Origin of the sequence: Sulfurisoma sediminicola (genome assembly GCF_003865015.1) — a bacterium.
GTDB classification, from domain to species: domain Bacteria; phylum Pseudomonadota; class Gammaproteobacteria; order Burkholderiales; family Rhodocyclaceae; genus Sulfurisoma; species Sulfurisoma sediminicola.
Genome location: NZ_BHVV01000004.1, coordinates 65,258 through 79,078 on the forward strand (window position 1 = coordinate 65,258; position 13,821 = coordinate 79,078).

The window sequence follows — 13,821 nt, forward strand, 5'->3', positions numbered from 1 at the left end:
TTGCCTCGCACTTCATTTCAAAAGGAGACCTCGATGAAGATTCTTTCCCTTCTGGCCGTCATGCTGACCCTTGGCTTCACGCTCGCCGCCTCCGACGCCGAAGCCGCCAGGCGCCTTGGCGGCGGCAAGTCCGCCGGCATGCAGCGCCAGGTGACCACGCCCGACAAGGCGCCCGCGGCGGCCCCGGCCCAGGCGCCGACCGCCGCAGCCGCCTCCGCCAAATCGCCCGCGGCGGCCGCGGCGCCGCAGGCGCAACCCGGGCGTTCCTGGATGGGCCCGCTCGCCGGCCTTGCCGCCGGCCTCGGCCTGGCGGCGCTGGCGTCCCACTTCGGCTTCGGCGCGGAACTGGCCTCGATGCTGATGATCGGACTGCTGGTGATGGCGGTCATGGTCGTGATCGGCCTCATCATGCGTCGGCGTGCAGCCTCCCGGCAACCGGCCATGGCGGGAGCGGGTGGCCTGCAATATGCAGCCTCCGGCGTCGAGCACACCGCGCCGGTGGCAAGGTCGTACGAGCCGGCGATGCCGGGCTCCGGCGCCAGCGCCACGGCCCGCAACATCCCGGCCGACTTCGATGTCCCCGGCTTCGTGCGCAACGCCAAGGTGCATTTCATCCGTCTGCAGGCCGCCAACGATGCCGGCAACCTCGACGACATCCGCGAGTTCACCACGCCCGAGATGTTCGCCGAACTGAAGATGAACATCGCCGAGCGCGGCGGCGCCAGCCAGGAAACCGATGTGGTCGCCATCGATGCCGACGTGATCGAGGTCGCGGAGGAAGCCAATCGCTACGTCGTCAGTGTGCGCTTCAGCGGCCAGGTTCGCGAGGAGCGGAACGGCCCGCTCGAAGCGGTCGACGAGATATGGCACCTGGTCAAGCCGCGCGAGGGCGCCGGCGGCTGGCTGCTGGCCGGCATCCAGCAGATCCAATAAGGCGCGGCCGCGAAGCTGCGGCGCTTGCGGCACCGGAGGGGGGATTCCCGGCTCCGGTGCCGCCGTCCGGTCGTTCCCGGGCGTTCGCTCCGATCAGGCGGCTGCCGGCTTGGGGTCGGCGAGCCGCGCCAGCGGCCGCTCGTTGATCGGGAGATTGACGGCCATCGCCACCAGGCCGAGAGCGACCGCGATCCACCACACCACGTCGTAGCTGCCGGTACGGTCGAACAGCACGCCACCGAGCCAGGCGCCGAGGAAGCTGCCGATCTGGTGGCTGAAGAAGACGAAACCGCCGAGCATCGAGAGATACGCGACACCGAAGACCTGGGCGACGATGCCGTTGGTCAGCGGGACCGTGGCGAGCCACAGCAGGCCCATCGCCGCGGCGAAGAGGTAGGCGGAAGTCGGCGTTGGCGGCACGGCGACGAAGGCGACGATGATGACGCTGCGCGCGACGTAGATGAAGGCCAGCAGGTACTTCTTGGTCCAGCGCGCGCCGAGCATGCCGGCGCCCCAGGTGCCGATGATGTTGAAGAAGCCGATGAGCGCGAGACAGGCCACGCCGACGTTGCCGGGCAGGCCGTTGTCGGCGAGATAGGCCGGCAGGTGCACGGCGATGAATATGACCTGGAAGCCGCAGACGAAATAGCCGAAGGTGAGCAGCCAGAAGCCGCGGTGGCCGGCGGCCTCGCGGATGGCCGCGGCTGCCGACTGCGTCGGCCGCTGGCTGGTGTCGCGGCCCGGCTCGGCCAGCACCGCCGATAGCGGCGCCATCAGCGTGGCCACGGCGGCGAGCACCAGCAGTGCCGCCATCCAGCCGATGCCGGTGATCAGCGCCTGGGTGCCGGGCAGCATCGCGAACTGGCCGAAGGAGCCGGCGGCGCCGGCGATGCCCAGCACCTGGCTGCGCTTTTCCGGCGGGTAGGTGCGGCCGAGCACGCCATAGACGATGGAGAAGGTGGTTCCCGAGAGGCCCAGACCGATGAGCAGGCCGGCCGAGAGCGCCAGTTCCGTCCCCGTGTTCGAATGGGCCATCAGGGCGAGGCCGAGGACGTAGAGGACCGAGCCGGCGAACAGCACGCGGCCGGCACCGTAGCGGTCTGCGATGAGGCCGGAGAACGGCTGCGCCGCGCCCCACACCAGGTTCTGCAGCGCCAGGGCGAAGGCGAAGGTTTCGCGGCCCCAGCCCTGCGCCATGCTCATCGGCTGCAGGAAAAGGCCGAAGCCGTGGCGCGCGCCCATGGCGATGGTCATGATCAGGCCGCCGCAGACCAGGATCAGGGTCGGGGTGCGCCAACGGGAAAGGGTATTTGGGCTCATCGTCGCGGCATCATACAATTGGCGTCTCTGCGCTTCACCCATGCGATGAACAAGGCTTTCGTCAAGGAATCGGATGCCGAGGAGGAAGACGACCTCCCCGGTGCGCCGCCATTGCCCGCCGGCACCAGGAACTACATGACCAAGCGGGGTCATGCCGCGATGCGCGCCGAGTTCGAGCAGCTCGTGAAAGTCGAGCGGCCGAACCTGGTGCAGGTCGTGGCCTGGGCGGCCAGCAACGGCGACCGTTCCGAAAACGGCGACTACATCTACGGCAAGAAGCGGCTGCGCGAGATCGACCGCCGCATCCGCTACCTGACCAAGCGGCTGGAGAACGCCGAGGTCGTCGATCCGGCGACGCAGCAGGGGCTCGATCAGGTCTTCTTCGGGGCGACGGTCGCGGTCGACGACGGCGAGGCGGAGGCGACCTACCAGATCGTCGGCGTCGACGAGGCGAATGCCGGCGAGGGGCGGATCAGCTGGATCTCGCCGCTGGCCAGGGCGCTGCTCAAGGCGCGCGAGGGCGACACCGTGCGCTTCCAGAGCCCGGTCGGCGTGCGCGCACTCGAGGTGGTCGAAATCAGCTATAAGTGAGAGCACTATGGAAGCCTTCGCCTGGGATCAACGTTTCGTCACCGGCATCGAGATCGTCGATGCCCAGCACAGGCGGCTGGTCGACATCATCAACCGGCTCGGCGATGCCCTGCTCGCCGGCGATCCGATGTCCGAGGGGCGGCTGCAGATCCTTTTCCTGGAACTGTCGGGCTACGCCCGTGAGCACTTCGCCGACGAAGAACAGCTGATGCGCGATGCCGGAATGGATCCTCGCCATATCGAGGCCCATACGCGGCACCATCACCAGTTCGTCGAGCAGTTGGCGTCGATGTGGCGGGCACGCGCCGCCATGAAGAACCCCGCCGAAACGCTTTTCGGCTTCCTTTCCGCCTGGCTGGCCTTCCACATCCTCGGCGAGGATCAGTCGATGGCGCGCCAGCTCGCCCTGGTCGAGTCCGGCGATTCGGCGGCGATCGCCTACGAACTCGAATCCCAGCCGCAGGACAACAGCACGGCGGCCCTGTTGCACGCGCTGCAGACGCTCTACCACGTGCTGGCCGAGCAGAACCGCGACCTAGCCGAGGCCAACGACCGCCTGCAACGGGAGATCGCGGCGCATCGCGACTGAAGCGGGGGGGGGGGGGGTAAGACCCTTCTCTTGAAATCCCTTTTTCCGTCCCCACTTCTCCGATTCGTTTGACCGGAGGAACCCGCATGACCCAAGCCAACACCGCTCCCGCCCAGGCCCGCGAGACCATGGGCTTCCAGGCCGAGGTGAAGCAGCTGCTTCACCTGATGATCCATTCCCTCTACAGCAACCGCGAGATCTTCCTGCGCGAGCTGATCTCCAACGCCTCGGATGCCTGCGACAAGCTGCGCTTCGAGTCGCTGCACAACCCGTCGCTGCTCGACGGGGAGGGCGATTTCCGCATCCGCATCGGCTTCGACAACAACGCCAAGACCCTGACGATTTCCGACAACGGCGTCGGCATGAGCCGCGAGGAGGTCATCACCAACCTCGGCACCATCGCCAAGTCGGGCACGCGCGAGTTCTTCGCCCACCTGACCGGCGACCAGCAGAAGGACACCAACCTGATCGGCCAGTTCGGCGTCGGCTTCTACTCGAGCTTCATCGTCGCCGAGCGCGTGGTGGTCACCACCCGTCGCGCCGGCGTCGCCGCCGACCAGGCGGTGCGCTGGGAGTCCGACGGCTCGGGCGAGTTCACCGTCGAGATGATCGAGAAGGCTGGACGCGGCACCGAGATCACCCTGCACCTGCGCGAGGGCCAGGACGACCTGCTCTCGGGCTGGAAGCTGCGTTCCATCATCCGCAAGTACTCCGACCACATCGTCCAGCCCATCGTGATGAAGAAGGAGGAGTTCAAGGACGGCCAGGAGGCGGTGACCGACGAGGACGAGACGGTCAACAAGGCCTCGGCGCTGTGGGCGCGCGCGAAGAGCGACATCACGGAAGACGAGTACAAGGAGTTCTACAAGCACGTCGCCCACGACTTCGAGGAACCGCTGACCTGGACCCACGCCCGCGTCGAGGGCAAGCAGGAATACACCCAGCTGCTCTACATCCCGGCGCGCGCGCCCTTCGACATGTGGGACCGCAACGCCCGCCACGGCGTCAAGCTCTACGTGCGCCGCGTCTTCATCATGGACGACGCCGAGCAGCTGATGCCCATCTACCTGCGCTTCGTCCGCGGCGTGGTGGATTCCGCCGACCTGCCGCTCAACGTCTCGCGCGAGATCCTGCAGGAATCGAAGGACATCGAGGCCATCCGCAACGGCTGCTCGCGCCGCGTGCTGTCGATGCTTGAGGATCTTGCCGAGAACGAGAAGGAGAAGTACGCCAGGTTCTGGGGCGAGTTCGGCCGCGCGCTGAAGGAAGGCGTCGGCGAGGATTTCGCCAACAGGGACAAGATCGCGAAACTCCTGCGCTTCGCCTCGACGCAGGCTGACACGACGGATGAAACCGTGGCGCTGGCCGACTACCTCGGCCGCATGAAGCCCGAGCAGGACAAGATCTATTACATCACCGCCGAGACCTTCAACGCCGCGAAGAACAGCCCGCACCTCGAAATCTTCCGCAAGAAGGGCATCGAGGTGCTGCTGCTGACCGACCGCGTCGACGAATGGGTCGTTTCGCACCTGACGGAGTTCGAGGGCAAGCAACTCGTTTCCGTGGCCAAGGGCGACCTCGACCTGGGCAAGCTCGAGGACGAGGCCGAGAAGCAGGAACAGGAAAAGGACGCCGGCGAGTTCAAGGAACTCACCGACAAAATCGCCAAGGCGCTGGGCGACAAGGTCAGGGAAGTGCGCGTGACGCACCGCCTGACCGACAGCCCCGCCTGCCTGGTCGCCGACGAGCACGGCATGAGCGGCAATCTCGCGCGCATCCTCAAGGCCGCCGGGCAGAAGGCGCCCGACGCCAAACCGGTGCTGGAGATCAATCCCAAGCATCCGGTCGTGCTGCGACTCCGCTACGAGGAGAAGAAGTTCGACGACTGGGCCGCGGTGCTGTTCGACCAGGCCATGCTGGCCGAGGGCGGCCAGCTCGACGATCCGGCCAGCTTCGTCAAGCGCATCAACGACCTGATGCTGGCGATGTCGCTCGGGGGCAGCTGATCTGCTGCATGGGCTCCCGCCCATCGTCGACGAGCGGGCCGAAGTACTGATCCTCGGCTCGTTTCCGTCGGCGGCCTCGCTTGCGGCGGGCCAGTACTACGCGCATCGGCAGAACCAGTTCTGGCGCATTCTCGGCGAGGTGATCGGCCAGCCGCTCCAGGCGATGGACTACGCGGGGAGGCAGGCGGCGGTCAAGGCCGCCGGCATCGCGATCTGGGACGTCTATGCCTCGTGCGAGCGCGAGGGCAGCCTCGACACGGCGATCCGCGATGGTGCGCCCAACGATTTCGCCCGGCTCAACAAGTCGGCGTCGGCGCTACGGCGTGTCTGCTTCAACGGCGGCACGGCGGGACGCTTCGCCCGGACGCTGGCTGCGCTGGGCTTCGAAACGCTGATCCTGCCTTCGACCAGCCCGGCCAACGCCAGCTGGAGCTACGAGCGCAAGCTCGCCGCCTGGCGCGACGCATTGCGCAAATGAAAAAGGCAGGCCGAAGCCTGCCTTGTGCGTAGAGCGAGAAAAGCGCTCAGGGTTTGGCGGGGGGCGTGGCCGGCGGGGTGGCGCGCGGGCAGGGCGGCGCGCCGGCGCTGCCGCAGGGACCCATGCCACCCATGCCACCCATGCCACCCATGCCACCGGCGCCGCTCATGCCCGGGCCGGGACCCATGCCGCCGCCGCGCGTGCCCTGCGCCGGTGGCGGTACCGGGTTTGCCTTCAGGCAGGTCTGCCGTTCGGGACCGTACTTGCCCTTGCAGTTGAGCCGCTGGGTCTGCATCGCGGCGCAACGCTCGGGATTGGCGGACTTGCCGCAATCGGGCGGCGGCATGTGGTCGGTCACGCAGTCCTGGCGCGCCGCACCGCGCAGGTCCTTGCAGGCTTCCTGCGCCTTCTGTCGATCCAGGCAGTGCTGCGGATTGGCGGCCTTGCTGCAATCGGTCGGGGCGGCCTGCGGCCCAGGACCTCCCATACCCATACCGCCCATCCCAGGGCCGGGCTGGGCCAGGGCCGGGAGGGACAGCGAGATGGCGGCCAGGCCGCCGACGATGAAGCTGCGCGTCAGTTTCATGATCTCTCTCCTTGGCTGGCGAATCACCATTCATCATAGACCAACTTCCCGCCGGTGCCGGGCTATGCAATAAACTGTGGGTTCCTTCCTTCCGGATGCCTGCCATGACGAAGTCCGCCGATGCGCCTGCCGCGAGCGATCGCCGCCTCACGCTCGCCGAGGTGCTGGATGGCCTGATCGTTGACGGCATGGTGCCGCGCGAGGAGGCGGAGAAGTTCAAGGCCGATCGCCGCTACTACAAGGGCGACACCCATCCCCTCGTCGTCATCGCCGAGCAGCGCTGGAAGTCGCCCGCATCGTCCGGTACGCCGAACCGGCTGCTCGATCTCGAGACCCTGACGCAATGGCTGGCCAAGTGGTGCGGGCTCGAATATCAGCACATCGACCCGCTCAAGATCAATTTCGCGGCGGTGACCGAGGTGATGAGCAATTCCTATGCCGCGCGCTTCCGCATCCTGCCCGTCGAGGTCAGGGCGAACGAGGTGGTGATCGCCACGGCCGAGCCCTACCGGCGCAGCTGGGAGGCGGAACTGGCGCCCATCCTGCGCAAGGACATCCGCCTGGTCATCAGCAACCCGGAAGCCATCGCACGCTACCAGGTCGAGTTCTACAACCTGGCGAAGTTCGTCAAGGGCGCAATGGCCCGCGGCGATGGCTCGGTCGGCGTCTCCAACTTCGAGCAGCTGGTCGAGCTGGGCAAGACCAACAAGCAGTTCGACGCCAATGACCAGCACATCGTGCGCATCGTCGACTGGCTGTGGCAGTACGCCTTCCAGCAGCGCGCCTCGGACATCCACGTCGAGCCGCGGCGCGACCTCGGCATCGTGCGCTTCCGCGTCGATGGCGTGCTGCACCAGGTGCACCAGATGCCGATGGCGGTGTTCACCGCCATGACCAGCCGCATCAAGATCCTCGGCCGCATGGACGTGGTGGAGAAGCGGCGGCCGCAGGATGGTCGCATCAAGACGCGCACCCCCGACGGCCAGGAAGTCGAGTTGCGGTTGTCGACGCTGCCGACCGCCTTCGGCGAGAAGCTGGTGATGCGCATCTTCGACCCCGAGGTGCTGGTGCGCGATTTCTCCGAACTCGGCTTCGGCGACGAGGATGCCGGGCGCTGGCGCGAGATGACGCAGCGGCCCAACGGCATCATCCTCGTCACCGGCCCCACCGGCTCGGGCAAGACGACGACGCTCTACTCGACGCTGAAGGCACTGGCCACGCCGGAGGTCAACGTCTGCACCCTCGAGGACCCGATCGAGATGATCGAGCCGGCCTTCAACCAGGTGCAGGTGCAGAGCGACATCGGCATGGGCTTCGCCGAGGGCATCCGCGCGCTGATGCGGCAGGATCCGGACATCATCATGGTCGGCGAGATCCGCGACCTCGAGACGGCCGACATGGCGATCCAGGCCGCGCTGACCGGCCACCTGGTGCTGTCGACCCTGCACACCAACGACGCGGCGGCGGCGGTCACCCGCCTGCTCGACCTCGGCGTTCCGGCCTATCTGCTGCAGGCGACGCTGATCGGCGTGATGGCGCAGCGGCTGGTGCGCACGCTCTGTCCCAAGTGCAAGGCGGCGGCAGGGACGCGCGCCGAGGACGAGGCGCAATGGCAGGCGCTGGTGGCGCCGTATAAGTCGGGTCGGCCCGCGACGCTCTACCGCCCCGTCGGCTGTCTCGACTGCCGCATGACCGGCTTTTCCGGCCGCCTCGGCCTCTACGAGCTGCTGCTGATGACGCCCGAGTGCAAGAAGCTGCTGACCGGGGACACCGATGTCGGCAAGCTGCGCGAGCAGGCGTTGCGCGAGGGCATGCAGCCGTTGCGCATCGCCGGCGCGCGCAAGGTCGCCGCCGGGCTGACGACGATCGAGGAAATTCTCAAGGTCGCGCCGCCGCAGTCGAGCTGAGCGGCGCCAGGCGCGAGAACGGCGGCGGCCCCTCAGCGCGGATACCCGGTGTCGTACAGGCCGTAGAAGGGCGGCCAGCGGCCGACCAGGTTCTCCAGCATGATCAGCTCGGCATCCGTGTGGTTGATCACCGGCGCCGTGACCATCATGCTCGGCATCTTCGGGTCGTCATGGAGATAGAGCGGATGGTCGTGGTGGGTGGTGATCACCGTTTCCCACTGCTGCGGCGCCGCCGTCGGAATCACCTTGGCCTCGCCGTAGCAGAGGCAGAAGTAGGTGGGATGCGCGGCGGACGCCGTGCCGCCGGAACCGTCCCCGGGGATACCGTTTCGCATAACTTTTTGCGGCACGCCTTCCTCGATGTAGCAGGCGGTGCCGCGGATGCCGATGGTGGCGGTAGCGACCGAGATGTTGCGCTGACCCTTGCCGAAGACCGAGAGGATCTTGCCGCTGACGACGCGCATGAAGTCCGCCAGGTCGGCGCCGAAGCGCACGGTGGTCGATTCGCGCTGGAGGAAGGCATCCTGGCCGATGACGTAGAGCGCCTCGGCGCCCGCGCCGGTGGCGACGGTGTCGCCCGGCTTGAGCAGCAGGCCCTCGCGCGCCGGCTGGCCATTGACCGTGACCGCGCCCTTAAGCCTGTGCAGCCCCGGCGGCACCGGGTTGGCGCCGTTGGCCAGCGCGGCGCGGATCAGGCCGAGACGCTCGGCCCCCGTGAGCAGTCCGGCCGCGGCGAGCGCGCACAACAGGTGGCGCCGGCCGAAAGTCGGCGCCGGCGGGACGGCGGTGTGGCGGGTCGTGTTCATGCTGTGCCTCCTGCTTCCGGGGCGATGGCGGCGTCATCATGCGCCTTTCCGAGCCAGCGTGCCAGCGTGGCGGCCAGCGCGTCGAGCGAGACCGGCTTGGCCAGGTAGTCGTTCATGCCGGTGGCGAGGCAGGCTTCGCGGTCGCCCCGCATCGCGTTGGCCGTGATCGCGATCACCGGCATGCGCAGGCCTGCGGCGCGCAGCGCCCGGGTCGCCTCGAGGCCGTCCATTTCGGGCATCTGGCAGTCCATCAGCACGAGGTCGTAGGGTTGCGCCGTGGCGGCAGCCACCGCCTGGCGGCCGTTCGCGGCGATGTCGATGGCGGTGAAGCCCAGCTTCCGCAGCATGCCCAGCGTGACCTGCTGGTTGATGCGGTTGTCGTCGGCGATCAACAGGCGCTCCGTGCGCGCTGCCGGTGCTGCGGTCGGCGGACCGGCAGTTGCGCCGGCCGCCGGCGGCCGAACCGCCGGCGCCACGCGAGCGAAGGGCAGGGCGACGGTGAAGCAGGCGCCGGCCCCCGGCGCGCTGTCGACCGCGATGGCGCCGCCCATCAACCCGACCAGCTGCCGCGAGATCGCCAGGCCGAGACCGGTGCCGCCGTGGCGGCGCCGGCTGGTTCCGTCGACCTGGGTGAAGGCGGTGAAGATGCGCTCGTGCATCTCGGCCGGGATGCCGCTGCCGCTGTCGCGCACTGCGAAGCGCAGCGTCGCGAGCGCCTCGTCGGAGGCCGCTGCGTCGAGGGTGACTTCGACCGCGACCTCGCCGGAATCGGTGAACTTCAGCGCATTGCCGATCAGGTTGATGAGCACCTGACGCAGGCGCGCCGGGTCGCCGACAATGCGCGCGGGGACGTCGTCGGCGACGTCGTGACGGAACGAGAGGTCCTTGGCGGCGGCGGTCTGGGCGAACAGCGCCGCGCACTCCGCCACCACCCGGCGCGGCTCGAAATCGATCGCTTCGATGGCGAGGCAATGCGCCTCGATCTTCGAAAAGTCGAGCACGTCGTTGATGACCGTCAGCAGCGACTCGGCCGAGCTGCGGATCACCGCCGCGTAGTGGCGCTGCGTCGGGTCGAGCGGCGTGTCGGCCAGCAACTGGCTCATGCCGATCACGCCGTTCATCGGGGTGCGTATCTCGTGGCTCATGTTGGCGAGGAACTCGCTCTTGGCCCGCGTCGCCGCCTCGGCGGCGTCGCGGGCGTGCGCCAGATCGGCATTGGCGGCGGACAGCTCGGCGGTGCGCACGGCGACGCGCGCCTCGAGGTGGGCGGTGCTGTCGGCGACGGTGGCGGCCATGCGGTTGAAGGCGCCGGTCAGGGTGCCGATCTCGTCGCAGGCGTCGTCGGCGACGCGCACCGCATAGTCGCCGGCGGCGATCGCCTCGGCGCCGGCGGCGAGCAGCTCCAGGCGGCGCAGCACCATGCGGTTGAGCAGCCAGATCACCAGCGCCGCCAGCGTTGCCGCGGCCAGCAGGAACACGGCGATGAACGGTGTCGCCAGGCGGCTGCCGATCAAACTGTCGGTGTCCATCACCGTCAGATTGAACCAGCCGATCTCGGCGATCGGCGCGATCGCCACCAGCCGCCGCCGTCCGTCGAGCGTCAGGTAGAGCGTCTCCGCCGCCGCGGCGTCGGCGCCGGCCGCGAGGCGGCCCATGGCTTCTCGCAGCCGGCTCCGCTCGGCATCGTCGGGCAGCAGCGAGAACAGCGTGCGGGAGACGTCGGCGCCGCGGTTCTCGGCGTTGAGGTCGATCAGCGTGCGGTCGGGATGGGCCTGGATGGCGCCGGCGCCGTTGACCAGCATGGCGTAGATGTCGGGCTGATCCTCTCGCACCAGCAGCTTGACGAACTCGGTGATGTCGATGCCGGTACCGGCCATGCCCAGCACGGTCGTGCCGTCGCGGATCGGCACGTTGATCCACACCTTGGTCAGATCCAGCGCGACGTCGTGGTCGGGATTGAGCTGGTAGCGGCCGGCGATCCCGATCACGCCGAAGTACCAGCGGTCCGTGGCGCGCGCCGGGTCGAGGGTCTGGGTCAGCTCGCGGCCGCGGTAGCTGTCGTTGCGGTCGTTGAAGTAGTAGTGGCGGGAACGGTGGATGATGAAGACCCAGCTGCCGTCGCGGAATGACTGGCGGTAGCCGTCCAGCTCCGCCAGCGCCAGCTTCCTGAGCGCCGGGTCGTTCTCGTGACGCGCCCAGGAGCGCAGCAGCGGCGAGGCGGCCATCTGCAGCGACAGTGCCACCTCGGCCTTGAGCGGGGCGAGGATGCGCTCGCGGTCGAGCAGCGCCTGCTTGACGGCGAAGCGGCGCGCCAGGTTGTCCACGATGGCCTCGGTGGCCTTGCTGGCCACCCCCAGCGTCGCTGCCCCGGCGACGGCGAACAGCAACAGGATCGCCACGATGAAGCGGCTGCGCAGGCGGCGCTGGGCGGCGGCGGGCATCGCGCGATCCTAGCCGCGGCGCCGGATGCACTCGACGTAGGCGAGGCCGTCGAGTGGCCGTCGTTCGTGCTGGGCGCGCCACAGCGTCTCGCCGAGGCATTCGAGGGCGTCGTGCAGCGCGGCGTGGCGATCGCCGCGGCGCGCTACGCGCCGGTCGAATGCGGCGCGGATGCCCGGCGGCTGGTCGATCGAGAGCTGCTCCTCGATCGCCAGGTGCAGCGAAAGATGCAGGAAGGGATTGGCCTCGCCGTCCTCCGGCGTCCATTCGCGCGCCAGCGCCGCCTCGCCGGCTTCGAGCAGGACGTGGTATTCGGGATGCATGGCGACGATGTCGGCCGCGATCATCTCGAGCGGGCTGGCCGGCAGCTTGTCGCGGCGCTTTTTCCAGGCTTCGGCGAGGAAGCGTCGCGCCTGGTCACGACTCGGATTGAACATCGGGGTAGGCGAGCGCGGCGATCGCGCTGTAGGAGAGGATGGTATTGCCGCCGGGCAGGGGCGCGATCTCGCCGCCGCAGTAGCCGCCGAGCACCGGCAGGCCGGGATAGCGATTGATCAGCACGGCGAGGTCGTGGTCGCTGCCGCCGTAGAAATAGGGGCCGCGGCCGAGACAGGAGAAGAGCAGGGCGAACTCCGGCGTCTGCCCTGCGTGCTGCTCGTGCAGCAGCATGATGCCGCGGCGCAGCTCCATCTCGGCGGCGAGGGGATGGCGCAGCGCCCAGAACATCGTCGTACCGGGCTCGAGTTCGGCGCCGAGCGTGACCGTGCCGTCGCCGCCGTTGATCGAGAGGATAGGCAGCAGCGAATAGCGTCCCTCGGCGATGGCGCGTTCGAGTCCGAGCTCGGGGTCGATCACGGCCGCGAAGAACAGGCCCGATGTCAGGTCCGATCGATCGTCGGCGTCCCGCAGTTCCGGTGGCAGGCGCTCGAGCAGCGTCTGCAGCGGCGGCTTGTCGCCGAGCAGCAGCAGTTCGTAGCCGTCGGCGTCGCCGACCTCGAGCGCGCCTGAAATCGCCTGCATGCCGCGCGAGACCGCCAGCTCGAACTGCCCACCGCGCAGCCCGGCCTCGCAGCGGCCCTCGATCTGCCACTTGCCGTGGTTCCAGACGGCGCTGACGGCGTGGTGTTCGTCGCCGGTGGCGAGCGCGCCGAAGCGCGGCTGGGCGGTATGCAGCCAGCCGGCGTCGAGGGCGTCGGGCATCGCCAGCGACAGCCGCGGCGCATCGGCGGCGGGTGCAGTCAGCGCCTGGTCGCCGCACAGCACCAGCGCGGCTGCGGCGGGCTGGTCGAGGGTCCAGGCCTGCTCGGTGAACACGCCGGGCGTGGTGCCGCCAAAGACCTGCAGACAGTTTCCGGCGCGCGCGGCGGCGCCGATCGCGGCCTGGGGCTGGCGCGCGAAGTGCGGCGTGAGCAGCAGGATGATGCTGCTCGCCACCTCGCCGCCGCAGCGGGTCAGCGCGGTTGCCACGGCATGTGCCGCCAGGTCGGGACGCGCCTCGGGGCTCGAGGCGAAACCTGTCGCAGCCGTCACGCCGTCTTCTCCTTGAACGCGCAGAGGTCGCGAATGAGGCAGGCCGGGCAATCCGGTTTCCTCGCCTTGCAGACATAGCGGCCGAGCAGGATCAGCCAGTGGTGCGCATGCTGACGGAACGCCGCGGGCACCGCGCGCAGCAGCTTGTCCTCGACGGCGCGCACGTCCTTGCCCGGCGCGAGACCGGTGCGGTTGGCGACGCGGAAGATATGGGTGTCGACGGCGATGGTCGGCTCGTCGAAGACGACGTTGAGCACGACGTTGGCGGTCTTGCGGCCGACGCCGGGCAGCGCCTCGAGTGCCGCGCGGTCGTGCGGCACCTCGCCGGCGTAGTTCGCGGCGAGAATCCGCGCCGTGGCCAGCACGTTCTTCGCCTTGGTCTTGTAGAGGCCGATGGTCTTGATGTAGTCGGCGAGCCTGGCTTCGCCAAGCGCGGCGATGGCGGCGGCCGTGGGGGCGTCGCGGAACAGTTGTCGCGTCGCGAGATTGACGCCCTTGTCGGTCGCCTGCGCCGAGAGGATCACCGCGACCAGCAGCTGGAAGGGCGTCGCGTACTCGAGTTCGGTCTTCGGCTCCGGGTCGGCGCGCGCGAGCCGCGCGAACAGTTCGGCGCGCTTGGCGGGCGTCATCGGCTGC

At 68.8% G+C, this 13,821-nt stretch carries 13 protein-coding genes; 6 read left to right on the forward strand and 7 right to left on the reverse strand.

Annotated elements, in window-relative coordinates; translation table 11 throughout:
• The first annotated feature begins 33 nt into the window (after nucleotides 1–33).
• Entirely contained in the window at nucleotides 34–933 is a 900-nt protein-coding gene (locus tag EJE94_RS08575; protein ID WP_121243315.1) for a Tim44 domain-containing protein, read from the forward strand.
• A 93-nt stretch (nucleotides 934–1,026) separates the two neighbouring features.
• Here the strand turns inward: EJE94_RS08575 and EJE94_RS08580 are convergent, their stop codons facing one another.
• On the reverse strand, nucleotides 1,027–2,253 hold the full coding sequence (locus EJE94_RS08580) for an MFS transporter (protein WP_121243314.1): 1,227 nt from the start codon (nucleotides 2,251–2,253) through the stop codon (nucleotides 1,027–1,029).
• 45 nt (nucleotides 2,254–2,298) lie between these two features.
• Here EJE94_RS08580 and greB point away from each other — a divergent pair, with 45 nt between their 5' ends.
• The 4 genes from greB (at nucleotide 2,299) to EJE94_RS08600 (ending at nucleotide 5,917) form a co-directional block, all read left to right on the forward strand.
• Entirely contained in the window at nucleotides 2,299–2,844 is a 546-nt protein-coding gene (gene greB, locus EJE94_RS08585; protein WP_121243313.1) for a transcription elongation factor GreB, read from the forward strand.
• A 7-nt stretch (nucleotides 2,845–2,851) separates the two neighbouring features.
• Nucleotides 2,852–3,433: a bacteriohemerythrin gene (locus tag EJE94_RS08590; RefSeq protein WP_121243312.1), complete on the forward strand. Its 582-nt coding sequence runs from the start codon at nucleotides 2,852–2,854 to the stop codon at nucleotides 3,431–3,433.
• Nucleotides 3,434–3,519: 86 nt separating this feature from the next.
• Entirely contained in the window at nucleotides 3,520–5,439 is a 1,920-nt protein-coding gene (gene htpG / locus EJE94_RS08595; protein WP_121243364.1) for a molecular chaperone HtpG, read from the forward strand.
• Between the two features lie 22 nt (nucleotides 5,440–5,461).
• Entirely contained in the window at nucleotides 5,462–5,917 is a 456-nt protein-coding gene (locus tag EJE94_RS08600; protein ID WP_207855856.1) for a DNA-deoxyinosine glycosylase, read from the forward strand.
• A gap of 46 nt (nucleotides 5,918–5,963) precedes the next feature.
• Here the strand turns inward: EJE94_RS08600 and EJE94_RS08610 are convergent, their stop codons facing one another.
• Nucleotides 5,964–6,503, reverse strand: a complete 540-nt coding sequence (locus tag EJE94_RS08610) for a hypothetical protein (RefSeq protein WP_207855845.1) — start codon at nucleotides 6,501–6,503, stop codon at nucleotides 5,964–5,966.
• 104 nt (nucleotides 6,504–6,607) lie between these two features.
• On the opposite strand from EJE94_RS08610, the gene tfpB reads away from it, so the two are divergent.
• Nucleotides 6,608–8,410 carry a type IV pilus assembly ATPase TfpB gene (gene tfpB / locus EJE94_RS08615; protein ID WP_165904793.1) on the forward strand — a complete coding sequence of 601 codons (1,803 nt, stop codon included), beginning with the start codon at nucleotides 6,608–6,610 and terminating at the stop codon, nucleotides 8,408–8,410.
• Between the two features lie 32 nt (nucleotides 8,411–8,442).
• Here the strand turns inward: tfpB and EJE94_RS08620 are convergent, their stop codons facing one another.
• From EJE94_RS08620 to nth, 5 genes are read right to left on the reverse strand one after another with little or no spacing between them, the layout of a single operon-like run.
• On the reverse strand, nucleotides 8,443–9,216 hold the full coding sequence (locus tag EJE94_RS08620; RefSeq protein ID WP_121243367.1) for a FecR family protein: 774 nt from the start codon (nucleotides 9,214–9,216) through the stop codon (nucleotides 8,443–8,445).
• Nucleotides 9,213–11,657 (reverse strand): hybrid sensor histidine kinase/response regulator, encoded by a 2,445-nt coding sequence (locus tag EJE94_RS08625; RefSeq protein WP_121243368.1) that lies wholly within the window; start codon nucleotides 11,655–11,657, stop codon nucleotides 9,213–9,215. Before EJE94_RS08625 ends, EJE94_RS08620 begins: the two co-directional genes overlap by 4 nt.
• A gap of 9 nt (nucleotides 11,658–11,666) precedes the next feature.
• The gene (locus EJE94_RS08630) at nucleotides 11,667–12,092 is read right to left on the reverse strand and encodes a DUF1841 family protein (RefSeq protein ID WP_121243369.1); all 426 of its coding nucleotides are present in this window, start codon (nucleotides 12,090–12,092) and stop codon (nucleotides 11,667–11,669) included.
• Entirely contained in the window at nucleotides 12,073–13,185 is a 1,113-nt protein-coding gene (locus EJE94_RS08635) for an FIST C-terminal domain-containing protein (RefSeq protein ID WP_121243370.1), read from the reverse strand. The genes EJE94_RS08630 and EJE94_RS08635 overlap by 20 nt, the downstream gene beginning before the upstream one ends.
• Nucleotides 13,182–13,814 (reverse strand): endonuclease III, encoded by a 633-nt coding sequence (nth, locus tag EJE94_RS08640; RefSeq protein WP_121243371.1) that lies wholly within the window; start codon nucleotides 13,812–13,814, stop codon nucleotides 13,182–13,184. The genes EJE94_RS08635 and nth overlap by 4 nt, the downstream gene beginning before the upstream one ends.
• Nucleotides 13,815–13,821: the final 7 nt, after the last annotated feature.

Bases quoted from the DNA above. Each gene is read 5' to 3' on its own strand.
- EJE94_RS08575 (WP_121243315.1), top strand. From the start codon at position 34: ATGAAGATTCTTTCCCTTCTGGCCGTCATGCTGACCCTTGGCTTCACG.
- EJE94_RS08580 (WP_121243314.1), bottom strand. From the start codon at position 2,253: ATGAGCCCAAATACCCTTTCCCGTTGGCGCACCCCGACCCTGATCCTG.
- greB (WP_121243313.1), top strand. From the start codon at position 2,299: ATGAACAAGGCTTTCGTCAAGGAATCGGATGCCGAGGAGGAAGACGAC.
- EJE94_RS08590 (WP_121243312.1), top strand. From the start codon at position 2,852: ATGGAAGCCTTCGCCTGGGATCAACGTTTCGTCACCGGCATCGAGATC.
- htpG (WP_121243364.1), top strand. From the start codon at position 3,520: ATGACCCAAGCCAACACCGCTCCCGCCCAGGCCCGCGAGACCATGGGC.
- EJE94_RS08610 (WP_207855845.1), bottom strand. From the start codon at position 6,503: ATGAAACTGACGCGCAGCTTCATCGTCGGCGGCCTGGCCGCCATCTCG.
- tfpB (WP_165904793.1), top strand. From the start codon at position 6,608: ATGACGAAGTCCGCCGATGCGCCTGCCGCGAGCGATCGCCGCCTCACG.
- EJE94_RS08620 (WP_121243367.1), bottom strand. From the start codon at position 9,216: ATGAACACGACCCGCCACACCGCCGTCCCGCCGGCGCCGACTTTCGGC.
- EJE94_RS08625 (WP_121243368.1), bottom strand. From the start codon at position 11,657: ATGCCCGCCGCCGCCCAGCGCCGCCTGCGCAGCCGCTTCATCGTGGCG.
- EJE94_RS08630 (WP_121243369.1), bottom strand. From the start codon at position 12,092: ATGTTCAATCCGAGTCGTGACCAGGCGCGACGCTTCCTCGCCGAAGCC.
- nth (WP_121243371.1), bottom strand. From the start codon at position 13,814: ATGACGCCCGCCAAGCGCGCCGAACTGTTCGCGCGGCTCGCGCGCGCC.